The 25,008-nt window shown below is 47.8% G+C and carries 26 protein-coding genes; 13 read left to right on the top strand and 13 right to left on the bottom strand.

Annotation, left to right across the window (positions count from 1 at the left end; all coding sequences use genetic code 11):
- The first annotated feature begins 9 nt into the window (after positions 1-9).
- From nfuA to O9X78_RS16495, 4 genes are all read left to right on the top strand, one after another.
- The gene (gene nfuA, locus O9X78_RS16510) at positions 10-612 is read left to right on the top strand and encodes a Fe-S biogenesis protein NfuA (RefSeq protein ID WP_269620835.1); all 603 of its coding nucleotides are present in this window, start codon (positions 10-12) and stop codon (positions 610-612) included.
- 69 nt (positions 613-681) lie between these two features.
- Complete coding sequence (locus O9X78_RS16505; RefSeq protein ID WP_269620834.1) at positions 682-1,098, top strand: acyl-CoA thioesterase; 417 nt, start codon at positions 682-684, stop codon at positions 1,096-1,098.
- A gap of 10 nt (positions 1,099-1,108) precedes the next feature.
- Complete coding sequence (locus O9X78_RS16500; protein ID WP_269620833.1) at positions 1,109-1,594, top strand: YchJ family protein; 486 nt, start codon at positions 1,109-1,111, stop codon at positions 1,592-1,594.
- A gap of 9 nt (positions 1,595-1,603) precedes the next feature.
- Positions 1,604-2,341 carry an endonuclease/exonuclease/phosphatase family protein gene (locus tag O9X78_RS16495; protein ID WP_269620832.1) on the top strand — a complete coding sequence of 246 codons (738 nt, stop codon included), beginning with the start codon at positions 1,604-1,606 and terminating at the stop codon, positions 2,339-2,341.
- Positions 2,342-2,495: 154 nt separating this feature from the next.
- Here the strand turns inward: O9X78_RS16495 and O9X78_RS16490 are convergent, their stop codons facing one another.
- Positions 2,496-3,569 carry a 3-deoxy-7-phosphoheptulonate synthase gene (locus O9X78_RS16490; protein WP_269620831.1) on the bottom strand — a complete coding sequence of 358 codons (1,074 nt, stop codon included), beginning with the start codon at positions 3,567-3,569 and terminating at the stop codon, positions 2,496-2,498.
- Between the two features lie 129 nt (positions 3,570-3,698).
- Here O9X78_RS16490 and O9X78_RS16485 point away from each other — a divergent pair, with 129 nt between their 5' ends.
- The gene (locus O9X78_RS16485) at positions 3,699-4,019 is read left to right on the top strand and encodes a hypothetical protein (protein WP_269620830.1); all 321 of its coding nucleotides are present in this window, start codon (positions 3,699-3,701) and stop codon (positions 4,017-4,019) included.
- Entirely contained in the window at positions 4,019-5,335 is a 1,317-nt protein-coding gene (gene rlmD, locus O9X78_RS16480; RefSeq protein ID WP_269620829.1) for a 23S rRNA (uracil(1939)-C(5))-methyltransferase RlmD, read from the top strand. Before O9X78_RS16485 ends, rlmD begins: the two co-directional genes overlap by 1 nt.
- A 46-nt stretch (positions 5,336-5,381) precedes the next feature.
- Here rlmD and O9X78_RS16475 read toward each other — a convergent pair whose 3' ends face one another.
- The 12 genes from O9X78_RS16475 to gloB all read right to left on the bottom strand — a co-directional run bounded on the left by O9X78_RS16475 (position 5,382) and on the right by gloB (position 18,632).
- A complete protein-coding gene (locus O9X78_RS16475; protein WP_269620828.1) occupies positions 5,382-6,254 on the bottom strand; it encodes an LLM class F420-dependent oxidoreductase in 873 nt (290 codons plus the stop codon).
- Between the two features lie 45 nt (positions 6,255-6,299).
- On the bottom strand, positions 6,300-6,791 hold the full coding sequence (locus O9X78_RS16470; protein WP_269620827.1) for a low molecular weight protein-tyrosine-phosphatase: 492 nt from the start codon (positions 6,789-6,791) through the stop codon (positions 6,300-6,302).
- A gap of 103 nt (positions 6,792-6,894) precedes the next feature.
- Positions 6,895-8,025 carry a methyltransferase gene (locus tag O9X78_RS16465; protein WP_269620826.1) on the bottom strand — a complete coding sequence of 377 codons (1,131 nt, stop codon included), beginning with the start codon at positions 8,023-8,025 and terminating at the stop codon, positions 6,895-6,897.
- On the bottom strand, positions 8,025-8,918 hold the full coding sequence (locus tag O9X78_RS16460) for a tyrosine-protein phosphatase (RefSeq protein WP_269620825.1): 894 nt from the start codon (positions 8,916-8,918) through the stop codon (positions 8,025-8,027). The genes O9X78_RS16465 and O9X78_RS16460 overlap by 1 nt, the downstream gene beginning before the upstream one ends.
- 40 nt (positions 8,919-8,958) lie before the next feature.
- Positions 8,959-10,053: an AraC family transcriptional regulator gene (locus tag O9X78_RS16455; RefSeq protein WP_269620824.1), complete on the bottom strand. Its 1,095-nt coding sequence runs from the start codon at positions 10,051-10,053 to the stop codon at positions 8,959-8,961.
- Between the two features lie 170 nt (positions 10,054-10,223).
- The gene (locus tag O9X78_RS16450; RefSeq protein WP_269620823.1) at positions 10,224-11,204 is read right to left on the bottom strand and encodes an ABC transporter ATP-binding protein; all 981 of its coding nucleotides are present in this window, start codon (positions 11,202-11,204) and stop codon (positions 10,224-10,226) included.
- The gene (locus O9X78_RS16445) at positions 11,201-12,184 is read right to left on the bottom strand and encodes an ABC transporter ATP-binding protein (RefSeq protein WP_269620822.1); all 984 of its coding nucleotides are present in this window, start codon (positions 12,182-12,184) and stop codon (positions 11,201-11,203) included. Before O9X78_RS16445 ends, O9X78_RS16450 begins: the two co-directional genes overlap by 4 nt.
- Positions 12,181-13,989, bottom strand: a complete 1,809-nt coding sequence (locus tag O9X78_RS16440; protein ID WP_269620821.1) for an extracellular solute-binding protein — start codon at positions 13,987-13,989, stop codon at positions 12,181-12,183. The genes O9X78_RS16445 and O9X78_RS16440 overlap by 4 nt, the downstream gene beginning before the upstream one ends.
- 6 nt (positions 13,990-13,995) lie before the next feature.
- Positions 13,996-15,039 carry an ABC transporter permease gene (locus O9X78_RS16435; protein WP_269620820.1) on the bottom strand — a complete coding sequence of 348 codons (1,044 nt, stop codon included), beginning with the start codon at positions 15,037-15,039 and terminating at the stop codon, positions 13,996-13,998.
- On the bottom strand, positions 15,036-16,067 hold the full coding sequence (locus tag O9X78_RS16430) for an ABC transporter permease subunit (protein WP_269620819.1): 1,032 nt from the start codon (positions 16,065-16,067) through the stop codon (positions 15,036-15,038). The genes O9X78_RS16435 and O9X78_RS16430 overlap by 4 nt, the downstream gene beginning before the upstream one ends.
- A 54-nt stretch (positions 16,068-16,121) precedes the next feature.
- A complete protein-coding gene (locus tag O9X78_RS16425; protein ID WP_269620818.1) occupies positions 16,122-17,834 on the bottom strand; it encodes a lytic transglycosylase in 1,713 nt (570 codons plus the stop codon).
- A gap of 24 nt (positions 17,835-17,858) precedes the next feature.
- Complete coding sequence (gloB, locus tag O9X78_RS16420; RefSeq protein WP_269620817.1) at positions 17,859-18,632, bottom strand: hydroxyacylglutathione hydrolase; 774 nt, start codon at positions 18,630-18,632, stop codon at positions 17,859-17,861.
- Between the two features lie 89 nt (positions 18,633-18,721).
- On the opposite strand from gloB, the gene O9X78_RS16415 reads away from it, so the two are divergent.
- The 7 genes from O9X78_RS16415 to O9X78_RS16385 all read left to right on the top strand — a co-directional run bounded on the left by O9X78_RS16415 (position 18,722) and on the right by O9X78_RS16385 (position 24,932).
- Positions 18,722-19,519 (top strand): class I SAM-dependent methyltransferase, encoded by a 798-nt coding sequence (locus tag O9X78_RS16415; protein ID WP_269620816.1) that lies wholly within the window; start codon positions 18,722-18,724, stop codon positions 19,517-19,519.
- Positions 19,494-19,946: a ribonuclease HI gene (gene rnhA, locus O9X78_RS16410; protein WP_269620815.1), complete on the top strand. Its 453-nt coding sequence runs from the start codon at positions 19,494-19,496 to the stop codon at positions 19,944-19,946. Before O9X78_RS16415 ends, rnhA begins: the two co-directional genes overlap by 26 nt.
- Entirely contained in the window at positions 19,946-20,668 is a 723-nt protein-coding gene (gene dnaQ, locus O9X78_RS16405; RefSeq protein WP_269620814.1) for a DNA polymerase III subunit epsilon, read from the top strand. The genes rnhA and dnaQ overlap by 1 nt, the downstream gene beginning before the upstream one ends.
- Positions 20,669-20,841: 173 nt before the next feature.
- Positions 20,842-22,545 carry a FimL-related protein gene (locus O9X78_RS16400; RefSeq protein ID WP_269620813.1) on the top strand — a complete coding sequence of 568 codons (1,704 nt, stop codon included), beginning with the start codon at positions 20,842-20,844 and terminating at the stop codon, positions 22,543-22,545.
- A 3-nt stretch (positions 22,546-22,548) separates the two neighbouring features.
- Positions 22,549-23,205 carry a cation/multidrug efflux pump gene (locus tag O9X78_RS16395; protein ID WP_269620812.1) on the top strand — a complete coding sequence of 219 codons (657 nt, stop codon included), beginning with the start codon at positions 22,549-22,551 and terminating at the stop codon, positions 23,203-23,205.
- 60 nt (positions 23,206-23,265) lie between these two features.
- Positions 23,266-24,300, top strand: a complete 1,035-nt coding sequence (gene sohB / locus O9X78_RS16390) for a protease SohB (protein WP_269620811.1) — start codon at positions 23,266-23,268, stop codon at positions 24,298-24,300.
- 107 nt (positions 24,301-24,407) lie between these two features.
- Complete coding sequence (locus tag O9X78_RS16385) at positions 24,408-24,932, top strand: type II secretion system protein GspG (protein WP_269620810.1); 525 nt, start codon at positions 24,408-24,410, stop codon at positions 24,930-24,932.
- Positions 24,933-25,008: the final 76 nt, after the last annotated feature.

Genomic DNA, 25,008 nt, shown 5'->3' with positions numbered 1-25,008 from the left:
GAGGTTATTATGTCAACAGAGCAAACAGCCGTTAATGTGACGATCACAGAATCTGCCCAAGACTACCTCGCGGAGCTCTTGAACAAGCAGGACGACGTTATCGGCGTACGGGTGTTCATCACTCAACCGGGTACACCTAAAGCAGAGACGTGCATTGCCTATTGTCGAGAAGGTGATATGACCGACAATGATATCGTGCGCGACTACCCTCAGTTTAAAGCTTACTTTGAAGGGCGCAGTATTCCCTTCTTAGATGAGGCGCTTATTGACTATTCTAAAGATCGTATGGGTGGTCAGCTCACGATCAAAGCACCCAATGCGAGACTGCCGCGGGTTGATGCAAATAGTCCACTTGAGGATCAAATTAACTATGTGTTGTATAACGAAGTTAATCCATCCCTTGCTGCTCATGGCGGCGAAGTGTCTTTGCTAGAGATTACCGACGATAAATTTGCCATCCTTAAGTTTGGTGGTGGTTGCCAAGGCTGCGGTATGGTCGATGTCACTCTGAAAGAAGGCGTGGAAAAGACCCTGCTTGAAAAGGTGCCTGGCATAGCAGGTGTCAAAGACACCACAGACCATACCAATACCGAGAATGCCTATTTTAAATAGAGCTTAGCGACGTTCAGTTGTAACAGCCGGCTCCTGTATTCGTGAGCCGGCCCTCTAGGAAAACTCCACATGAAATTACCCCACTCCCGCACAGAGATTCAGGTGCGTTTTTCAGATTTAGACATCCTCGGGCACGTATCGAATAGTTACTACGCACAATATTTTGACTTGGCGCGGGTGACCTTTTTTAAAAATATTTCCAATATTAGTAAAAGTCCTAATCCTTCCCATGTCGTTGCCAGTGTCAAAATGGACATGATTCGCGAGATTCGTTTTGATAACTTGGTAATCGTTGATACTTGGTGCTCAAAGATGGGCACGAAAAGTATGACCATTGAGCACCGCATTTACGCAAATGGTGAACTGGCAACTACTTGTCAAACCGTACTTGTCGGTTTTGACAGAGATACACGTAGTTCAACGGCTCTCCCTGAGGTCTGGGAGGCGACAGACCTCAGCGGTATCGTTGCTCCAGTTGCGCCATAATTTCTTTTAAATGACTGTTTTTCCAATCGAAAATCATTGCTACTGCGGCAACGCAAAACCTTTCACCGAATGTTGCTATCAATATATCAGTGGTAACACGGCGGCCCCGACCGCAGAAACCTTGATGCGGTCGCGGTTCAGTGCGTTCTGTATAAAAGATCCTGACTATCTCTTGGAAACACTCCATAAAGATCCCCGCGCGAAAGAAAGCCGCAAGGCGCTACTGCGTAGTTTTGGAAACACGCAGTGGCGGTCCCTGAAAATTATTCGCAGCCATCAAGGCGCGGGCGGACAAAGGAGAGGAGCGGTTGAGTTTGCTGCTTTTTTTGTCGAGGGTGAAAAAGGCGGGCAACTCCATGAGCGGTCTCGATTCGAGTTTGAAGATGGCCGGTGGTTTTATACCGATGGTGATATTTTACCACCGATAACTGTGCCCAGAAACGAACCTTGTTGGTGTGGCAGTGGTCGGAAGTTAAAGAAATGTCATCCTGATTAGGAGAGTTAGATGTCGGTTATAAGAGTGCTATCGTATAACGTGCACAAGGGGTTTTGCTCAGCAAACCGACAATTTCTGCTTAAGCAGATTCGCGAGAGCATCCGCAGCGTTGATGCTGAGGTGGTTTTTTTACAAGAGGTGGTGGGAGAGAATAGCCAACATTCGGCCAAGGTGGACGGGTGGATAGACGAGAGCCAATTTGAGTTCCTCGCGGACTCTGTTTGGCCGCATTTTTCCTACGGAAAAAACGCAGTATATGACCATGGGCATCACGGCAATGCGATTCTGAGTAAATTTCCGATCATTAAAAGTGAAAACGTCGATATTTCTTTATATCGACGATCGCAGCGGGGCTTGCTGCTCAGCGTAATCGAGCCTGGTATTTACGTAATCTGCATGCATATGGGGCTTTTAGGTTGGGAGCGGCACCAGCAATTCAATCTCTTAATGAAATTCATTGAGCGAAAAATCCCCAAGGATGCCCCTTTAATTATCGCCGGGGATTTTAACGATTGGAGTGGGGCGTTGCATTGGCGCTTTAAACATACACTTAAATTGCGCGAAGCTTCAGTAGAGATCAATGGCAAACTCGCCAAAACCTTCCCTGCTAAACGGCCGGTATTGCGCTTAGATAGAATCTATTTCAGGGGGTTTACTGCCGTGGCGGCTAAACGGCTAAACGGAGAGCCGTGGCGCTCATTATCGGACCATTGCGCACTTTACGCTGAATTGAAGTTGGATCTATAAATAAAAAAGCCCCTGGAGATAGGGGCAAAAAACCATGCATTATGGTCGTGAAGCACCCTACTTACGTCAGAGCGATGCCTTTAGATTTTACTAAGGCAAAAAATAAGCAAAAAAAGCGCCCAAAGGACACTTTGATAATATGACGCAATAATGACTAGCGCTTACGGCTTGGTAACACGTCTTTCAAACGCTCCCGCATCGTCCGCAGAGCAGTTTCAGTTTCTTCCCAGCCAATACAGCCATCGGTAACCGAAACACCATAGGCTAACTTCGACAAATCTTCAGGAATGCTCTGATTGCCTGCATTTATATTACTCTCAATCATCAAGCCGATAATTGAAGTGTTGCCCTCTAAGACCTGATTCGTCACGTTCTCTATGACTAGCGGCTGAAGAGAGGGCTGCTTGCTTGAGTTTGCATGACTTGTATCGACCATAATATTCAGCGGGATACCGGATTTATCGAGCTCAGCTTCGCACAATTTAATGTGCACAGAATCGTAGTTAGGGCCTTGGCTACCACCGCGCAACACAATATGTGTATAAGCATTGCCGCGGGTATGAATAACCGCAACTTGGCCTTCGCCATTGATTCCTAGAAAACGGTGGGGTTTAACTGCAGAGCCAATAGCATTTAAAGCGACGGTCAAGCCACCATCTGTGCCGTTCTTGAAGCCTACAGCCGATGACAAACCACTGGCCATTTCACGATGCGTTTGTGATTCGGTTGTGCGGGCGCCGATTGCAGACCATGAAATACAGTCCTGCAAATATTGTGGTGAGATTGGATCAAGCGCCTCGGTGGACGTAGGCAGACCGAGTTCGCTGATATCCAATAAGAGTTTACGACCTATATGCAAACCGTCTTCAATTTTGAAGGTGTCATTTAAGTAGGGGTCGTTGATTAAACCTTTCCAGCCAACCGTGGTTCTCGGTTTTTCAAAATAAACCCGCATGATGATCACTAAGGTGTCGCTAACTTCATCAGCCAAGACTTTCAGGCGACGCGCGTAATCCATTGCCGCATCGACGTCATGAATAGAGCAGGGGCCGACAACCACAAACATGCGGTGATCTTTACCATCTAAAATATTTCTGACGGTCTCACGACCTGCAGAGATAACTTCTTTTGCGGCGTCGCTCATCGGCAAGGCAGCTTTTAGCGCGGCAGGAGTAATAAGAATCTCTTGCGCATCAACATTCACATTTTCAATAACAGTGTTAGACATAGCTCTTCCGATGTCGGATACATATAAACCCAATTTAGCTGACCATTCTAACGTAAAAATAAGTCAATTAAATATCCACCACAGTATTAGAAAGGTAAAATACCTTGAATTTCAGGGGAATAATGCCGAGTGAGTGGGAATAAATACCGAGAGGCTAAACAATTAACTGGGATTTGCTTGTTGAATTCAACACTGCCGCACTTGTTATTATCTGCATTACTCATTAGCTCGTTGAGCTATGCTAGTGAAGAGTTACCTCTACCTGTTGTTAAAATGTCGCCAAAGATGCGAGGCGATGAACAACCGGTTCTGCGCTTTTCGACTATACCTTGTGACCAACTCACTACAATCAATCCTTACACGCCAGATGAGCAGCGTGCTCTGGCACAACGCAAGCAAGAATGTCTTGCGCAATTTCAGCAGTTTATTCCGAATAAGGCTCTGCGATAATGGCCAAACACCGTAGTATTAATACCTTCAAACCAAGTAAAAAAGCACAGCCTACAGTAGATTCACGTCCAATCGAACTCCGTATTGACAGCCTCAGCGATGACGGCCGAGGCGTGGCGAGGCACAATAATAAAGTGGTGTTTATCGCTGACGCATTAATGGGTGAACAGGTTGTTGCCAAAATCAGCCGTTCACACAAGCGCTTTGACGAAGCCCGGTTAATTGAGGTCACTGAACCGTCTGATGATAGAGTAGAGCCGCCATGTGCTATCTACGAACGATGCGGTGGCTGCCAACTTCAGCATTTAAGTTATGCTGGCCAGCTAATGTATAAACAGAGCAGATTCGCCAAGCTAATCGCCGCAACGGCGCCCTCCACGCTAATCCCATCGATTCTTCATGGGGAGAACACCGGCTATCGGCACCGCGCCCGCTTAGCGTATTCAGGCGGGCATTTAGGTTTTAAGGCTAAAGCGAGCCACGACATCGTCCCAGTGGATACCTGTCCGTTACTTGAAGACAGCTTAAACACGGTGCTGGCACAATCACGCGGCCCGATTCAAGGCTTTTTCGGTGATAACGCCAAAGGTGAAGTCATACTCACTGCAGATTTCCGAGGCAGAATTGGTATCCGAATACTGAAAGAGGGCTTTGTCGATTTAAAGCGCAGTGAAAAACTGGCTGATGACATTAAGGCTCCCGCATTTTTGCATAGCGTCGTCGGAAACAAAGGACAGTCATGGCTGGGGGCACATGAGCCACTGTATTTTCAAGCAACAGATACCCGGACATTGCGCTATCAACCGGGAGATTTCACCCAAGTTAATACATCAATAAATAGGCAGATAGTTAAGCAATGTCTCAGTTGGTTGGCACCCCAAGCTGGCGAACGAATCACCGATTACTTTTGTGGTTTGGGAAACTTCAGCGTTGCCTTGGCGGATGCTGGCGCGCAGGTGATTGGATTTGATTCTGGCAAAAGCATGATTGAAAGTGCGAATCAGCAAGCCAGAGAAGGGAAGTTGGCAATTGAGTACTTTTGCGCCGACTTATTTAATGACGCGGAAATAATCGTTCCAGCGTCTTGCCACAAAGTCATTCTTGATCCGCCCCGTGCTGGCGCGAAAAAATTGTGCGAACGAATCGCCAAGCAAAAAGCGATTACAACAGTGGTTTATGTCTCTTGCGACCCCGCAACCCTAGCGCGTGACCTAGCTATATTGAGCCAAGCCAGTTTTAAGATTACAGATGCAGCTATGGCGGATATGTTTCCCCACACTCACCATATAGAGAGCGTGGTTTTATTGCAGCGTTAAGGGCATCGATATACCCTGGCGGCAATCGCAAGAACAGCCGCTCTAACTAGCTGCTACACGGGGCAATAAAGTCGTCGGCGTAGCGATGAATACCGTCAATTTTTTTCGCAACATCCTGCGTGTCGCCGTGATAAAAAGGCCACGGCTGGGTCAATATATGGCTAACACCGCCGTCTTCTAGGCGTTTATATGCATCTGGTGTGAACGCGTCCGACGGCGTGGCCATAACGGAAAACGGTAGGTTCTCGCGCCCATATTCTCGGCGATACCCATTAATTTTCTTTATGCAGGCCATAATATCTTCACTGGTTTGCAGATCTGTTACCCAGCCGTCTCCGATTCTCGCCGCGCGCCGCATCGCGGCGTCGCTAATACCACCGACCCAGATTGGAATGTAGGCGCTTGGCGCGGGATTCATTTCTAGGGGAGCAAATTGGTAGTGCTTGCCCTGATATTCGACCAATTCGCCAGTCCAAAGCAGGCGCATGATTTCAAGCATTTCGTCTGCGCGTTTACCACGGGTATGGAAATCTTGCTGCAGTAGCTCAAACTCATCTTTTGACCAGCCCACGCCGATCGCTGGTATCACCCTGTTGTCCGAGATAATTGCCGCCGTACTAATCGCCTTGGCAACCAAAAAGGGATTTCGCATAGGCAATACAAATATATTATTTGTAAATTTCAACGTTGTGGTAATAGCGGCTAAGGCGCCAATCATAACCCAGGGATCTGGCCAGTCGGAGAATGGCTGCCAGCGGCGTTCACCGTCTTCGGTATAGGGGTAGGGGGTATTTAACTTCTCAGGGTTCACGACATGGTCAGAAAATGACATAGCCTCCCAACCACAATTGTCAGCCGCGATAGCAAGCTTTTTTAAATCTGCGACGATGCTAAATGAGGTCGATATGACAAAGCGCATAGTACAGTCCTATTATTTTTATCCTGCGATAGACAAAGGTTTAGCCTATCGAATTGCCGTTAAATTATGTTTCTCGCAAATATAGTTGAGCAGACCTACTGCTGATACTTCAATCTGGGCAATAACCTGATCGAATGCGGCGTCATCACCATAGTAGGGATCGGGGATTTGAGCGTTTCCTGCGTGCCCGCTGTACTCCATAAGCAGCTTTATTTCACCCTTGTAGCCCTTGGGCGCCCATGCGGTGACGTTCGTAAGGTTCATGCGATCCATAGCGATAACGTAGCTGGCCAGATCATAGTCGGTATCGTCAATTTGGCGCGCGATTTGGTGGTCAATTTGAATGCCGCGACGCAGTGACGCCGCTATCGAGCGGGGATCTGGTGATTTGCCAATATTGAATGCCGCTGTACCACAGGAGTCCACGGTAATCTGTTCGCCCAAGCCAGTGCGCTCTAGTAGGTGTTCAAAAACTCCTTGGGCGGCGGGTGAGCGACAAATATTGCCTAAGCAAACAAAAACGACGTGAATTGGCATTACGGTGTAGACATTCCAGATAATCGAGCGGTAGCACTAAGATAGCACTCAGGTTATATCTGGGCATCATCCGTTTGGCGGGGTGCGGATCTAGCAAAGCACGTTAACGGTAGGCTAACAACACCACGAACTTTGGATCAGAGGCAATAATATCGCAGTGGCCAAAGAGCTGTTTTAGTAGGACGTGGTAGCCCAAATGCCGGTTACCAACAACACAAATGCGCCCTTCAGGTGCAAGATGTGTCACGCAATCCTGAAACATCGTTTTAGCAATATGATCGCCAACGTGATGATCTTGATGAAATGGAGGGTTGCACAAAATCAAATCGAAAGGCTCGTCAGTGTAATTCGATAAACCATCGTCAGCGATATATCGCGCTTTAGCTGCTGCCGTCGGCGTGTTGGATGCAGCATTTTTGCATGCGGAGTCGATTGCTAAAAAAGAGTCGTCAAAAAAATAAATACTGGCATCAGGCCACCGTCGAGCAGCGGAAATGCCTAATAAACCATTGCCGCAGCCCAGATCGGCAACCCGTGTGGCATTTGGCAGTAGCTCAATACCCTTCAGCATAAGACGGCTGCCACGATCTAGCTTGTCTCGGGAGAATACGTTTGCGCGGTTGCACAGGGTTAGACCAAGTTCTGGGAGGCTCAATACTTTACTGTCGTCAGCTGGCGCTTTGGGTGTAGGGGCTTCTAATAATTCAATTAGACGTGCCTTTTTACGCGCCAAGCTAGGTCGAGCTGGGGCTAGGTAGTCGGCAAAGTGCGTGACCACATGATGATCGATGTGACGCGCCATAGCGGCTGCAATAAAGCGTTCTGGTGCGGCGATTAATGGCGCAAGGTGCTGCAATTGATATTTCAGCAATGATCGACTTTTAGGGAGTTTGTATAAAATATAATCATAGCTGCCCTGTGGGATTTCGGTCGCAGGCACAAATAATGGTGGTTTGCGTTCATTGCGTGCGCAATTTTCAAGACTCGATAACTGACTGATTGCCGAGTCAGCCCACAGAGTGCAGCTATAATCTGCAAGGGCAGTACTCAGCGCTCCCTGGCTGTCATTGACAATCAAAAAGCGACTATCTACAGCAATATCTTTAGCTGCGAGATGGTGCAGCAGGTACTCATCCGCCGCATCCCAAGCTTGCAATGTCTCGCGATCGCGATGCGGCCGACGACTCAGCGTAAACGATCCCGTGGGCGCGTTTAAAATAGCGGTGGCTGGCATCAGTTGTGACTTGCCGGTTCTAACAACAATGCTTGTAAGTTCACGCGATCCTTTTCACTTAAGCCGAGGCCATTTTCAATATAAGCATCGATCTCACCGTATTCTTCGTCGATCGCTTTGAAGGCTTCGCCTAAATAATTTTCCTGAACAGTGAAGAGGGTTCGAATGACGTCTTTGTTTACCTGATACATCGTTTTTTCATGAACATAATTCACGATGTGGTCAACTCTGGCAGCAGTGTAAACATTCGTCGCCATATAATCCTGCAAAATGGTTTGGTAGGGAACGCCTAGAATGCTAAGCAACAGGGCCGCGCCCAAACCAGTGCGGTCTTTACCAGCAGTGCAGTGAAAGACGTGGGGAAAGCTGGTTTCTTGCAACAGTAATTCCAGCCACTGGCGATATACCGGTGTGAAACGCTCTATCATTTCTCGATTAGCTTCTATGAGAAAATGGGCCATGTCATCTGCTGTAGCGTCCTCCGCTTGCAGGCGTGCGGTAATCCGTTCGATTTGCGCCGCTTCGACGGTAATCGGTAAAATATTTACTTTAATACCACCCGTACTTGGAAGCTTGTGTGGCGATTCATCACGCTCTTCGTCGGAGCGAAAGTCACTTACCTGCTTTATGCCTAGACGCAAAATAAAATGCTGGTCTTGCTCAGACAGCGACGATAGCTTGTCGCATCGATACACGCAGCCCCATTTAAGTTGTCGCTTATCGGCTGTCTGGTAGCCACCTAGATCACGAAAATTATGCATGTTGTCAAAAGGCAGCTTACGATGTGACTCACGTTCTGACGACGGCAGCAATGCCGGAATGGGGCGACTGCCAGCCAGCCCGGCGTCGGTTAATTGATGTGGCGTTGAGAGTATTAAATCTAGGGTATTCATAATGTTACTTTCATTATTTCGTGTAAATACTAAGATCTCATTAGCTCTTGGTATTGTTAATGTGGGGTTGTCGACTGGCTCGGTATTCGCCAGGCGTCATTCCTGTCCATTTTTTGAATGAGCGGTGGAATGCACTAGGTTCGTCGAAGCCAAGCAGGGCCGAAACGGCATTAACCTTTAGCTCGGGCTGGTTTAGCCACCGTGTTGCATGCTCCTGACGAAGCTCATCTTTAAATCGTTGATACGTGGTGTCTAAATCTTTTAAACGGCGGCGCAAGGTTCGTACCGACATATTCAATTGCTCTGCCATCACCACCACGCTGGGAAATTCATGGCTTAGGTCACTGCCTACAATTCGCTTCATTTGCGACAGCAGCGAGCTGTCGTCGTCTTCCTGAGACACTAGTAAATGGTAAGGCGCGTTCCGTAAGAACTTACGCAGTGATTCTTCGGTATGAATTAGCGGGCAATCTAAACAGTACTCGGCTAAATGAAAGGCATTATGCTCGCTGCCGAAGTGTATCTCACAGCCAAATAGTTGATGAAAGTATTCACTACGCTCTGGGCCGTCTGCTTGTAAATGCACGGAAATTAACTCAAGAGGCTTACCAATTAACCACTGACAAAAACGACGCCAAATAGCCATGGAATGGGCGATGGTCGTTGCCGAGTCGCCATTGTTATTGCCGACTAAATCGGAATTGTCCGGAAAACGATAAAATGCAGTGCCGTCTCCCAAGCGCTCAATAGGCCGTTTATGAGTATTCGGTACGTCGGTAAGAGTGCGGCAGAAATTGATAAACTCTGCGGCGCGGCGCAAAGCTTGCTCTAGTGTTTCACAGTGAATAATAAACAAACACAGCATTCTGAAACTGCCCGCAGGCATGCGCTGATCGAGCCCCAATCCAAAGGATTCATCTTGCAGCAGCCACATGACGCGCCGATAAATCTGGCTGTAATAGCGTCCGTCGATCAGGGTCTCTAGATCGGCATTCGGTGCTAAGGGGTTGATGGGCAATTCTAGTGAGCGTAATAACTTTTCACCGCTATAGCCTTGGGCTTCGGCGACTTGCAGCATACTGCGAGCGTATTTCAGCGGTACACGTTCTTTGTATGGCGGGTAGTTATTGCGCACAGTAAGCCTTAAGTAGAGTCGATGACATTGCGGGACAGTTAAAACTGACAAGCACCAAAACGGCTACGATATTAGTAGGGCAAGAGTTTACCCCGTATTGGATTAAAAATGGACGTAAAACGCCGCGTTTTATTTTACTAATGCCTGTAAAAGTGGATCAGGAGTTGAGCTTAGGCGACGGTAAGTTCCTTCCAAAAGTGACAGGCAGCAGGGTGGCCGTCATGATCTACATTGAGCGTCGGTGCATCAACCCTGCATTTATCTTTCGCGTAGGCGCAGCGGGTATGGAAGCGACATCCCGAAGGGGGCGCCATCGGCGAGGGGATATCGCCGCCAATAAGACTAACCGCTTCCGGCGCGCTGCCAAGTTTTGGAATAGCTGCCAATAGGCCTTGGGTATATGGATGCCGCGCGTGACTATAAATAGCCTGGGCCTCGCCAATTTCGACTATTTGACCTAAATACATGACCGCAATCCGATCACTCATGTGGCGAACCACACTGAGATCGTGGGATATAAATAGCATGCTTAAATTTAGTTCTCGCTGAATATCGAGCAGCAAGTTCAGTATTTGCGCCTGAACGGAAACATCTAGGGCAGATACTGCCTCATCGCATATCAGAACCTGTGGTTTTAATGCTATTGCTCTGGCGATACCTATGCGTTGCCGTTGTCCACCTGAAAACTCATGGGGGTATTTACTGCTCGCGGTACTAGGAAGTCCCACCATGTCGAGAAGTTCAGCGACTCGACGACGGCGAGATTCCGCATCGCCAATACGATGAATGATGAGTGGCTCTTCTAAAATGGCAGACACTGTATGGCGGCTGTTAAGCGATTCGAAGGGATCTTGAAATATCATTTGCAGTGAACGACGGTAATCCCGCATAGCACGATCAGACAATCCCGCGATATTTTGGCCCTGATAGATTACTTTACCGGCGGTAGGGCGGTGCAGATTTAAAAGTGCTTTGCCAAGACTGCTTTTACCGCAACCTGACTCTCCAACTAATCCCAAGGTTTCACCCGAGCGCAGCGAAAAACTGACATCATCTACGGCCCTGACAACGGCGCGCTGGCGCGTAAAAATACCTTTGCTTTGGGAGAAATGCAGCTGCAGTCCCTGAACCTCAAGAATTGACTCGCTCACTGTTTGATCTCCTTCCATCGATGGCAGGCAACCATAGTGGCGTTGGTATTTACGTCCTGCTGTGGAATTTCAGTGTGGCAAATATTGGCAACGTGGCGGCAGCGATTGGCAAAGCGGCAGCCCGGCGGCATATTCTCAATGGCTGGCACTTGTCCTTCTAGGGCCAGTAATGGCGATTTAGCGGGTGAGTTTATTCCCGGTAATGCCGCAATCAGGCTCTGGGTATAGGGATGGCAGGGCTTCGAGAACACGTCTTTTGCTGGCCCATACTCGGCTATTTTTCCCGCATACATAACGGCAATGTGATCGCTTAGCTGTGACACTAGTGCAAGATCGTGGGTGATGAATAGCATCGCCATGCCATTTTTTTCTTGCAAACGTTTCAACAAACGTACGATTTGCGCCTGTATCGTCACATCCAATGCAGTGGTCGGTTCATCGGCAATGAGTAAATCGGGCTCGCAGGCGAGGGCCATTGCAATCATCACCCGTTGCCGCATGCCACCTGACAGTTGGTGCGGGTAGACTGCTAGTCGTTCCTCTGGAGCGGGAATGCCCACTTCATGCAGGAGTTCTAGGGCCCGTTCACGGTGTTTTCTACGAGACAACTTAGGGAAGTGAATATTAAGTACTTCAATAATTTGCTGTGCCACCGTTTGAACGGGGTTCAAGGCGGTCATTGGGTCTTGAAATATGACGGCGATATTCTTACCTCGTATTTGCCTCAATCTTGACGGGGCAGCGGTGCTTATCGTTTCGCCATTAAATATTAACTTACCGTGGCTGCGCCTTGCCTGTGGCTTGGGTAATAGATCCAGTATCGACATTGCCGTTAAACTTTTACCGCAACCCGATTCTCCGACAAGCCCTAGGGTTTTACCCGCTTCAATATCGAAGGACACCTTGCTGACAAGCTCACGTGCAGCGCCATCATCACTCAGAATGGACACCGATAATTCTTGCACCGACAGTAAGCTCATGGCGCAATGACCCACGTTTTATCCGTAATGTTGATTGGCGGCAAGGAGTCACCATCATCTTTGGCCTCCAATGTTCGCTCCTGTTCCTCAGCATCAATCCAAAAAAGCCCGCCGCTACCGCCCAACGGATCGAATAGCGCGTCGCTAGTGCGGGTTCCATGATTTGGCGGCAGCTTGATCCATCGCCAGAATGCTTCACGGGTGTAGGGCACTTTAAACGTGGGAATAAACGAACCCTGATCGTGAACCATTTGTTCAAGCTCATGGGCAAGTTTTACCCGAGTCTCTTTTTCAGTGGCGGTGCGATAAGCCATAATTTTTGCGTCTAGGGCTTTATTGTCAGTGTTAGTAACATTGTTGGTTTGGGGTTTGTGGGCATTGTCGGAGTGATAAAACTCCCAGTAGCGCGGAGACAGTCCGCCGCCAGCCCATCCCATCCAAGCGGCTTGATGTTTATTTTCCATAATTTGCTTAAATGCGGCAGAGGCATCGAGTAGTTGCAATTGAAAGTCTATACCCGCTTTGCGCGCTTCTTGAGCGAGGATTACCAACCGATCGTTGTGGCCACTGTTATAGTAAGTAATGCGTACTCTAAGAGGCACGCCGTTTTTGACGCGAATGCCGTCATCCCCTCGTTCACTCCAACCGGCTTTGTCGAGATATTCAGCTGCTTTTTTCAGGTCAAATTTTCGCGCCCGAATTGAGCTATTTGTGTAGTCGCCAAATCCATCATGTGCGGTTTCTAAACGCTCATAATCACCGTGTAATACCGTATTTATGACTTTATCGACATTGAGCGCATGGGCGATGGCGTAGCGAACATTGATATCGTCGAGTGGCGTAGCATCTTCGTTTAAAAACAGGCCGCTGATGGGTTGCGGAACGTCATTGTAGAATTTTATTTTGCCGACATAGCCCTTGTCATAAATATCGCCAGTGGCCTTTTTATGCCAAAAGCGGGGCATTAGCAGGGGAAAGGTATCCAGCTCGCCCTTACGAAAATACTGATAGGCAATATTGAGATCACGGATTAACTTTACGCGGATATGGTCTGGGTTATATCGGTATTTAAAATAGCGCTTATCGTTGGCCCACCAGTCCTTTTTTCTGGTGAATTCGATGTACTTGCCCTTGCGTATTTCACTGATCAGATACGGGCCGGTGTTGGGTTCTATACGCCAGTTGTAATCCCGCACCCAGTTCTCGTCTAGTTTGTGAAAGTGGGCCGGTACAGGTGAGACGCTATATTCAAACAGCATCTCGTTTTGGGGCTTTGGTGTCGCGCCCTCGATACCGATGGTGTGGTCATCGTATTTGACCAGCCCGGTGATGATTTCGCTAAAATAGTTGTTATACCACGGCGCTAAAATATATTTCGAGCGCATAAACTCTAGGCCATAAACAAAGTCATCTGCAGTAACAGGAGTACCATCAGACCAACGTGCATCGGGGTCTAAATGAAAATAAATAGTATGACCGTCGCTGCCAAACGCCCATTCTGTTGCGAGCTCTGGAATGGGTTTTAGCGTATCGGGATGAATGCCAACCAAACTCAAATTATTAGACCGCATATAGCCGGCAAAACTGCCATTCGAATCCGGACCCACTAGGCGAAGTGTCAGCGGAAAAGTGGTTACAAAGGTGCGAAATCGGCCTCCGCGTTTTGCATTCGGGTCGGCAAAAATTGGATCACTCACGTTTGTTTGCCAAACCAGATCTGTCGGCAGGGTTTCTGGCAAAGCCTTAACGTCAAGGCTAAATACACAGATAAATGTGGCGAGAAGTATCGAAACTAAATTACGCATATAGTTTTATTCATAAAAGCTGAATTTTCTTGGGTCGTAGGCATCGCGGATGGCTTCACCAATGTATGCGACCAACATCAGTATGACGGTCATTGCCACTACCACTGAGCCCACCAACCAAAGCGCTTCAAGATTTTCTGTGCCCTGCTTAAGGAGTTCGCCCCAGCTCGACACCGGTGGCGGTAAACCGAAGCCCAAATAATCCAAGGCAGTCAGAGAAGTAATACCTGAGGCGACAGAGAAGGGGACAAAGGTTACCAAGGTCGATACGCTATTTGGCAGTATGTGTCTAAAGACAATGCGAGGGCCGGACGCCCCCAGCGCGCGGGCAGCCATGACGTAGTCTCTCGCAACTTCTTTATATGTCGCGGTACGCATATACCAAGTCATGCTGGTCCAGCCGAAGAAGGCCATAATAAACAGTAAGGTCCAGAACCCCGGTGTAATAACCGAGGCGACAATCATAATCACGTAGAGGAAAGGAATGTTGGACCATATCTCGATGATACGCTGAAAGATCAGGTCAAAAGCACCGCCCCAAAACCCCATCATGCAGCCTATCGCGACACCGGCGCCGTAATTAAAAACCAACAACAGCAGCGAAAATACAATAGCCGTTCTAAACCCGTAGATCAGCCGAGCGGCGACATCGCGGCCGCTGGTGTCCGTGCCTAGATAGTGCCGCGTATCAACGGAGGGAGCGTGAGGAGGGAAATCACCTGCAATTAAATCCGTCTCCAACGGGCCAAACGGGATAGGCGGCATGATAAGCCAACCATCTTTATTACTAAGACTTTTCTTAAGCTCTCTGTAATTAACTTCATAGTTGTAATCTAGTCCAAAATCCTTACCAGTTAACACATCGCCGTAAATGGGGAAGTGTACTTTGCCCTCATGTACCACTAGCAGGGCGCGATTATTCGCCAGCATTTCTGCGCCGAAACTACAGAGTGTAAGTCCCAGTAATATCCATGCCGAATAGTATCCGCGACGGGACTGACGAAAGCGTTGCCAGCGTTTTTTGGCGACCGGGTTTTTAAACAGTGTCATGAGCCACTCCGTTCGCCAAAACGAATACGGGGATCGACCAGCGCAACACAGATATCTGACAAGATATTACCCAGCAAATACAGCAGCGATGAGATTACTAGTATTCCCATCACAATGGGGTAGTCACGTTCGATAATGGCTTCGTAGCCAAGTAAACCAATTCCGTCTATGTTGAAAATGGTTTCAATAAGGAAGGAGCCGCCCAGCAACAGCGAGATATTACTGCCAAAGGAGGTAGCAACGGGAATTAAACTATTACGAAGAGCGTGTCCGCGGACACTTTCACTGCGGCTTAAGCCCTTGGCTGTTGCGGTGCGCATATAGTCAGCGGATAAATTGTCCATTAAGGAGTTTTTCATCATCAGTGTGGTAACAGCAAAGCTACCTGCCAAGTACGCAATTAAAGGTAATACTGAGTGACTGAAAATGTCAGAGGCTTTTCCCCAAAGCGTTAGTTCGTCGTAGTTGTCGCTAATAAAGCCACCGAGCGGAAAAATATCCCAATAACCTGCAAACATTGAAATCAGCGCGATACCAATCACGTAGCTAGGTAAAGCGTAGCCCAAAAAGACCACAGCCGATGACCAGCTGTCTAGAGCGCTGCCGTGATACATACCCTTTGCTAAGCCCAGCGGAATACAGACTGCGTACGTTAGGATTAATGTGGTTAGACCATAGTAAATAGATATAGGAAAACGTTCTTTTATAATTTGCCACACGGGATCTTGGTAGCGAGTCGAAAGGCCAAGATCGAACTGCAGCACTTTTTTGAGCCAAATGGCATAGCTAGACAACATCGGCTTATCAAAACCGTAGTAGCGTTTTAGCTCTTCCATTTGTTCGTCGGAAAGGGTGCCGCCGCCTTGACTGCGTTCAAGAGAGCCAGTTTCGCCACCCAGTTGAATTTGCGTCATTAGGCGCTCAATTGGCCCGCCGGGAACTACGCGGGTGATGGCAAAAACCAATAGAGTAATACCAATGAAGGTAGGAATTATGAGTAGAAATCGGCGAACAAAATAGCCTGTCATATACGCGGCACAAACCTAGGCAAAGCGAGAAGGCTATACTATATCAAAACGCAGTTAAAGATCCGCGTGAGTGATGTCGACATAAAGCGTTAAAGATTGACCGGGACGTAAATATTGGCTGGTTTTAATTGAATTCCATTCGACAATATCGCGAATTCGCAAATTAAAGCGGCTAGCGATCAGTGACAGTGAGTCCCCATTTCGTACTTTATAGCCCACTTTGCGAATAATACCTTTGTCTGAATTCTTAGCTGCCTTACCCCATATCACCAATTTTTGGCCGGGTTTAATTACCGAGGCAGAACTCATATTGTTCCAAGAGAAAACTTGTTTGCTCGTCACACCGTGTTTTTGAGCGATTGCGCTTACCGTGTCACCGCTAACCACTTTGTACTCAACACGAGACGCTTCGGTAGAAGCCAAGCCGCGATTCAGCCCTTTAAGTGGCGAAATGCCGTTTCCTGCGTCGGGAATGAGTAGTACCTGATCTACTTTTAATACGTCACTATCAAGTTGATTACTCGCGCGCAGCGTTGCTACATCAACATGATGACGGCGAGCAATAGTTACCAGATTATCGCCACGTTGGATTTTATAACGCTGCCACCGCACGCGATCACGCGCTGGAATTTTCGTTAGGCGAGATGCAAATTCCTTAGCTTTACCCTTTGGAATAAGTAAACGATGCGGCCCTTCCGGCGCCGTCACCCAGCGATTGAAACCGGGATTTAATCTGTATAGCTCATCTACACTGATTTCTGCTAATTTCGCTGCCTGCGCCAAATCGATCTGACTACCCGTGTTAACAGCTACGAAATGCGCTTGGTTAGGAACAGAAGGCAGGGTGAGATTATAGGACGCCGGGTTATTAAAAATCTTTACTAACGCTAACATTTTAGGAACGTAATTTCTGGTTTCCTTGGGCAGTTTTAGCGACCAGAAATCAGTTGGTAGCCCCTTCTTTCTGTTCTTGGTAATGGCCTTATTGACCGTTCCTGCACCCGCGTTGTAGGCCGCCAGCGTCAATAGCCAGTCGCCATCAAAACGTTTATTTAAATCAGTTAAATAATCTAACGCAGAGTCTGTTGCAGTGATGACGTCTCGTCTGCCGTCGTACCACCAGTTTTGATCGATACCTAAATGTTTCGCGGTATTAGGAACGAACTGCCAAAGACCCGATGCTCGGCCGTGGGAGTATGCGAAGGGATCATAGGCGCTTTCTACAAAGGGCAGTAATGCCAAGTCGCCGGGAAGGTCACGTTCCTTGAGATTTTCAAGGATGTAATAAATGTAGCGCGAAGCACGTTTACTTATATTGGCGAGGTAGTAGGAGTGTTCCGCGTACCATTCTTCTTTTTCTTCTACTTCAGATTTTTTCGTTAACTCGCCGAATCGAAGTTCCGACGCCAATCTGGGCCAAATCTCGATAAAACTTTGTTCAGTTGGCTGGCTTTCGATGTCGTCTGCCAGTGAGGTATTGCTTGTAACTAGTTGCGCGTTAGCTGTTTTACCCGCGGGTACTTTTGCTCGAGGCTTGTATCTGAAACCATCTAAGGTTTCTTTGGCAGGATCACTGTTTAGCTTTCTTTCTACGACTTGTTGGTATTTGCACAGTTTGGTGTTTTGATTTTCCGCTCGATCACAATATTGGGTGTCATTTTTGCTACGTGCACTGCGTTGTTGTGGTGTTTGAGCGCATGCCGACAGCAGCGAGAGTAGAATCGCACCGAAGATGAGCTTAAATATGTACGTATCGCGTTTTATCATTATTCACTATTTCGTTAGCGTTGCTCAAAAACCATCTTTCCACGCACGTAGACTGGCGAAAATATCTATCTGATTCCACGACTTAAGATCAGCATGCGCCGCAACGCGTTGTTGCACAACAGAATTTCCTGTCCTTAAGAATGGGTTCGTCAGCAATTCAAGTGCCAACTCAGACGGTACTGTCGGGACATTCTTTTCCCGGCGTGACTGAGTCTCCACAAAGCGATCTTGTAATTTGTGGTTTTCTGGCTCGACAACTAAAGCAAAATTGAGATTACTTAAGGTGTATTCATGCGCACAGTAAACTGCTGTATTTGTCGGTAAAGCTTGGATTAGTCCGAGGGAGTTTAACATTTGTTCCGGTGTGCCTTCAAAAAGTCGCCCACATCCGCCAGCAAAAAGCGTATCGCCGCAGAATAAAGCGGGTCCAGAGGGTGAGTTTTTAAGGTAATATGCGATATGATCCAACGTGTGTCCGGGCACGGCAATGACTTGAAAGGTAAGCCCTAGAACAGTGACAGAATCGTTGTGACGCACCCGGTGATTGATACTGCTGCATTGATTGTCTGGGCCGTACACTGGAATATCTGGATACAGCTCAAGAAGGCTATCTATGCCATTCACGTGGTCATAGTGATGGTGGGTTATGAGAATACCGGAAAGCGTTAAGCCCATTTTTTCGATATGCTTTATCACAGGCGCAGCATCGCCGGGATCGACAATAATTGCCTCTCCGTTGCGCGCGACACACCAAATATAGTTGTCGCTAAATGCAGAAATAGGTGATATTGACAGCATAATCATTATTTTGATGTGGACAGCGAAGGATAAACATTCCTGTGGCTCGCTGCAATAGGCCCAGCAACAGGTTCGTTAGAGGGTACAGCATGGCAAATTGGCGCACGCAACACTCACCCGAAGTTCTAATGCCGGCGCTTAGGCAATGGTTTCAGGGGCCTGTGGGCAGAACTGTGCTGGCAGAAGAGATGCCACTCATTGCTAGTGCGATCAGTGATACATCCACCGCAAAATATAATCTGTTAAACCTGAGCGTCATTCCTGAGCGCTGTCCGATTGATCGCAATGTATTTCAGCGTCAGTTTTGTCTTGGGGGAATGCAGCACTACGGTTTAAGCCAAGTCCTCGATGTCGTGTGTGATTTCGAGCATTTACCGGTAGCAAATGAGTCTCAAGACGTGGTTGTTCTCCACCACCTTTTGGAATTTGTCGATAATCCCCACAAGGTGTTACGGGAAGTCGAGCGAGTCTTAGTTCCCCATGGCAAAGTCGTAGTCTGCGGCATAAATCCTTATTCACTGCTGGCAGTGCGTGGATTATTGGGAAGGCTGAAGCGCAGTCCAATGTGGCAGAACCACCGTCTACCTATTCATCGACTGCAAGACTGGCTGTCATTGCTGGGTTTCGAGGTCAGTGTTGTCGAATATGGTTTTCATCGCGCTCCCATTAGTAGTCCAAGCTTCTTCATGTCACACAAACCTGTGGCAAAAAACCTACCTATGGGTGGTGTTTTCATTCTTAGCGCGACAAAATACCGGGCGCCGCTGAGTCCTTCTGTAAGAAATCTAGCTCGTCGGGCACAAATTCTTCGCCACCCCGCTATGGCGGGCGCAACCCGATCAATAAAGTCACGAGCTGATTATGAGAAAAGCCCAAGAGAAAGTTGAAATTTTTACAGACGGTGCATGCCGCGGCAACCCCGGTCCGGGAGGTTGGGGCGCATTAATGCGGTTTGAGGGTAAAGAACGGCACCTGTTTGGCGGTGATCCTGCCACCACGAATAATCGTATGGAGTTAATGGCGGCCATTGAAGCATTAAAAGCCTTAAAACGTCCCTGTGATGTGGTGTTAACAACTGACTCGCAATACGTTCGGCAGGGTATTACTGAATGGATGGTGAATTGGAAAAAACGCGGATGGAAAACTGCTGCCAAGCAACCCGTAAAAAATGCAGACCTCTGGCAGCAATTAGATGCCGCCACCCTTGGACACAATATTGATTGGCAGTGGGTAAAGGGTCATAGCGGTCACCGAGAAAATGAGATCGCTGATATGTTAGCAAATCGCGGTATAGATGAATTAGAGAAGGCCTGATGCGACAAATCGTACTAGATACAGAAACAACGGGTCTTGATCATGCGTCAGGACATCGGATTATAGAAATAGGCTGCGTAGAGTTGGTCAATCGCAAACTAACCGGCCGCCATTATCATCAATATATAAATCCGGACAGAGAAGTAGAGGCGGGGGCAATAGAAGTTCACGGCATCACAAATGAGATGCTAAAAGACAAGCCACTGTTCGCTCAAATAGCAGATGAGTTTTATGAGTTTATTCAAGGCGCGGAGCTTATTATTCATAATGCGCCCTTCGATATTGGCTTTATCGATGCCGAATTTGCACTGCTGAGACGCAAAACCCCTAAAATCAGCACAGTGTGCGGGGTGATCGACACCCTTATCATGGCGCGGCAGAAGCATCCCGGACAGCGCAATAGCCTAGACGCTTTGTGCCAACGTTATTATGTAGATAACTCTCAACGGGATTTACACGGCGCACTTTTAGATGCGGAGATCCTTGCCGACGTCTATTTAATGATGACCGGTGGTCAAACCGCATTAGCATTGGCCGGAGATGATGGCTCCCAGCAAAGCGAGGGCGGGGCAGCGAGTGATCACCGGCGCCTGCCTGACGTACCGAGAAACTTACGCGTCATTGCGGCGACGTCGGATGAATTGGCTTTACACCAACAGCAACTAGCAGAAGTTGCTAAAGCCAGTGGCGGAAATTGTGTTTGGCAGCGCGATGTAAGCTGATTCGTGGCCGGTGCGGCGCGAGCTGTGTGAACCCAATATCGGCGCCTATCTAAAATAATAAAGCTGTGCTTATCATCCAATTAATGCTAAATAGTCTATAAATAACCGCTAGTTATGCGTACAAGTCAAAGCAAAACTTTATGGCAAGCCCCATTGGGCTATAAGGATATTGTGTGGCACTGAAAGTAGATATCAATACCAGCTCCTATGCCATGGTGGCTGACGAACTGGCAAAAACCTTACAGCAGGCTACCAATGTTTTTGAAGCATTTCTGTCTGAGCGCCACAGTTTAGATTTGCTCCAGCAGTGTGAAGCAAGTTTGCGGCAAATCGGGGGCACCTTGCGGCTCTTGGAAATTCCCGGTGCAGCCTTGCTCGCAGATGAAATGCGGGCATTGTGCGGGGCCATTCTTAAAATTATTACGGCAGTACCAGAGGGGCAGCTCAATGCGCTGAGTACCGCGTTTTTCGTGCTCCCTCGCTATCTTGAATTCGTACAGTCTCGGCAATCTGAAGTACCACTGCTAGTAATATGTCATGTCAATGAATTACGGACAGTCCACAATCAACTATTGCTTCCAGACAGTTACTTTTCAGACACTGACGAAGGCCTCTTTAGTCGAGATTCTCATATACAAGTGCGCAGTAAATCATTAGCAGAGCCGGCGCTGTCTGATAACCTAAAGCGGATTAGCCATCTCTACCAAAGTGGTCTGTTAGGTGTATTACGTGATGCCCACAACCCGATGCAGCTGGTAATTATGTCGCGCGCTGTAAGACGTTTTCGCAGCTGTATCGACCCTGGTCCACAACAGCGTTTTTGGCTAATAGCAGATGCAGTGCTTGATGCTTTTGCCAATAGTGGACTGGAGCTTAATCCCCACCGCAAACGCGTCTTGGCTGGCCTAGAAGGACAAATGCGTGGTCGGGTAAAAAATAGAGTCGTCCTTAACGAAGTACTCGAACGAGAGATGATCTTTCTATTAAAAATTAGTGCTTACCGAGAAGGCTTCGTTGCCAAGGTCATGAAGGCAGCGCGTATAACCGCGTTTGATATTGACGACAATCAGCTCAAAAAAATGCGCGGTATTATGCTCGGCCTGAGTTATGACACGGTCTCATCTGTCATTCACGAATTGCGCACAGAGTTACGGCATGCCAAAGATGTATTAGAACTGCTAGCCCAGCATCAACGTAGTGACAGCGAAGAACTGTTGCCGCTGACATCGGTGCTCAAGCAAAGTGCGGACATCTTGAGTATTCTTAACTTGCCCGTGCTTGCGAGTACCCTAACCGATCATGCAAACGCCTTGCACGCGCTAGTTGGCTGTGACTTAAGCCAAGAGCGCAGCCGACTTGAGGATCTTGCAGATACATTGTTATTCATTGATGGCAGTCTTGCGCAAATTGACCGTCGCAAATTAAATTACGAGGACTTAGGTGATATATCGTTAGAACGAAGAGATGAAATCAGCGCTGATAATCAAGTCAGTGAAGCGCGTAGTATTGTGATCGAGGAATCTAAAGCCGCAATTGGCCTCGTTAAACGCGCTATCTCCGCTTATATAGATTCGGGCTTTGACAGTACTCATATTGCAAATCTTCCGCAGTTACTTGATTCCGTGCGCGGCGCATTCCAAATGATTAATGTGAAAAAGCTCCCCGATGTGACTTTAGGTGCAAGCGAGTTTATGCGTCGCTTTGTCGATCGAGAATCCGTTAACGCCGCGTCAGATGTGCAAGAGTTGGAAACCCTCGCCGATGCCATGATCAGCATTGAATATTATTTAAATGAACTGGGCCGACGCCACATCGCTGATGAGCGCATTTTACAAGTGGCTGAAGACAGTATCGCACAGCTAAGGAAGGCAAGCTAAATTATGAGCGACCTTCTAGGGCTTGATCAACTATTACTCATTCTTACCGGTCTCGGCGTCTTAATGTGCTTTCTGGCGTTTGTTCGCTTTCGGAGACACGCATTTACTGGTTTTTTAGCACTTATCGTCTCGGTGAGTTTTACCGGCGCCGCGGTGATTGTCACAAAAGATGTCTACAGCTATCGTCACTTAGCCGATGAACAACTAGTCGCAAGAGTGTTTGTGGCAGGTAAGGAGAAGCAGCAATTCATCGTTAGTGTGGACACCGTTAATGACGAGCCCCTGCAAACGTTTTTACTGATGGGTGATCAGTGGCAGCTGGACAGCCGGGTGATTCGTTGGGCAGAACCTATTGCAAGACTGGGGTTTGATAATCTCTACCGATTAGATCGCTTATCGGGTCGCTATCAAAGCATTGAGGAAGAGCGCGATCTAGCCAGAACGATATATCTCATTAGTATTTCCGACCCTATCGACCTATGGGAATGGCTGCGTAGCAATGAATATCTACGTAAATGGGTCGACGCAGATTACGGTACCGCTGTTTTTGCCCCGATGGTTGATGGCGCACAATTCAGTGTTTACTTAGGTCGCAGCGGGCTCTTTATTCGCGCCGAAAATCCAATAGCCGTCAAGGCCTTAGGCAATTGGCCAACTTGACTTGACCCTTGCTCACATAACAATATGTGGCACTTTTGAAACATCTCTAGGAGTACGTAGTTGGACTTTTTACTGGAATACGGCTTATTTTTGGCCAAATCGGTCACTATTGCTGTTGCCGTTGTCGTTGTTATCAGCGCAATTGCTGTTGCAAGTCAGCGTAGTAAGCGTGATAGCAGTGATGGGCATATCGAAGTCACGACCTTAAACCACAAGTTTGAGGATTGGGAGGACATGCTTAAGTTTGAAATCCTAGATGAAGACACCTTTAAAAAAGACCGCAAAGCTAAGAAAAAACAAGAAAAACAGGACCGCAAAAAACACACCGACGAAAAGCGTAAGCGCTTATATGTTTTAGACTTTGATGGCGACATGAGTGCCTCTGAAGTCGAATTTTTACGCCATGAAATATCTGCTGTATTAACGGTGGCTAGACCAGAAGATGAAATTCTACTTCGTCTAGAGAGCCCAGGCGGAATGGTGCACAGCTATGGTTTGGCGTCTTCCCAACTACAGCGTATTACCGCCCACGGTATTCCGCTCACTATCGCCATCGATAGAGTCGCGGCGAGTGGCGGATACATGATGGCGTGTATCGGTAATCGCATTTTAGCTGCGCCTTTTGCTGTTATCGGCTCTATAGGGGTGGTAGCCCAACTTCCTAATTTCAATCGCCTGTTGAAAAAACATGACGTCGATATAGAGCTGCACACCGCAGGGGCACACAAACGCACCCTAACCATGGTGGGCGAAAATACCGACGAAGGGCGTAAGAAATTCGTTGAAGAACTGGAGGAAACCCACGTTTTATTTAAAGAGTTTGTCAGTGAGAATAGGCCACAGCTAGATATTGATCATATCGCCACTGGAGAAGTTTGGTACGGAAAGCGAGCTTTGGATCAGAAGTTGATCGACGAAGTGCGCACCAGCGATGATTATTTACTTAGCAAGCGTGAAGATACGGATATGTTTTCCGTTAAATACCGTCAAAAACGCACCCTGCCAGAGCGTCTTGGATTTGCAGCTGAGAGTGCCGTTAATCGAAGCTTAACGTCTCTACTTGGAAAGCTTAGCCAAAGCCGATACTGGGGATGAAAAAGGTAGTAGGCGCGAACGCGATCACTGGTCGATGTGCGTTTGCGTCTTTTAGGAAGCCGGTCTATGTGGCGGCACTAGTCTAAATATTTGTAGAGCAATTAATATTGACTAACAGACACCACAGAAAGAAACGAGATAAGCAAATTGCACCGCAACGTCGTATTCAGTTAGGAATAAAGCGCTGGGAAATCGTGTTGGCTCTCGCTATTTCCGGGAGTATTGCCCTAGTAATAGGAGTAATAGTTAATAAAAGGCTTGGCGGCGAAATGGAGGCAAAAATAGAGAATGACTTTAGACGAATTTCAGTTGCGCTTCATCAGTATAAGTTAGATAACAAGCGCTACCCGAGCACAGACCAAGGATTAATGGCATTGCTGCAAAAGCCGACATCGCCACCGCAAGTACCGCTATGGAAAGGCCCATATATTAATCGCGAGGCCATCATTCTTGATCCCTGGAAAAAAGCCTACTTTTACGAAAGTTCTGATGCACCACCGGGGTTTGAAATTCGCACCCTAGGCGCAGATGGGAAAGAGGGTGGAGAGCATGTGAACGAAGACCGAGTAGTGCGTTTTCAGAGTAAGCGGTCATTCCAAGACGTCCTGCCCTCGCGTACAATTTTTCCCTAAAGTAACCTCATATTTTCCAAGTTGAGGTTACCCCCATGAGAAAACACCGCCGCCCAGAACAGTGGCAAAACCTAGT

Origin of the sequence: Zhongshania aquatica (assembly GCF_027257955.1) — a bacterium.
In the GTDB taxonomy this organism is placed as follows: domain Bacteria; phylum Pseudomonadota; class Gammaproteobacteria; order Pseudomonadales; family Spongiibacteraceae; genus Spongiibacter; species Spongiibacter aquatica.
This window is presented reverse-complemented; position numbering and strand designations above follow the sequence as displayed.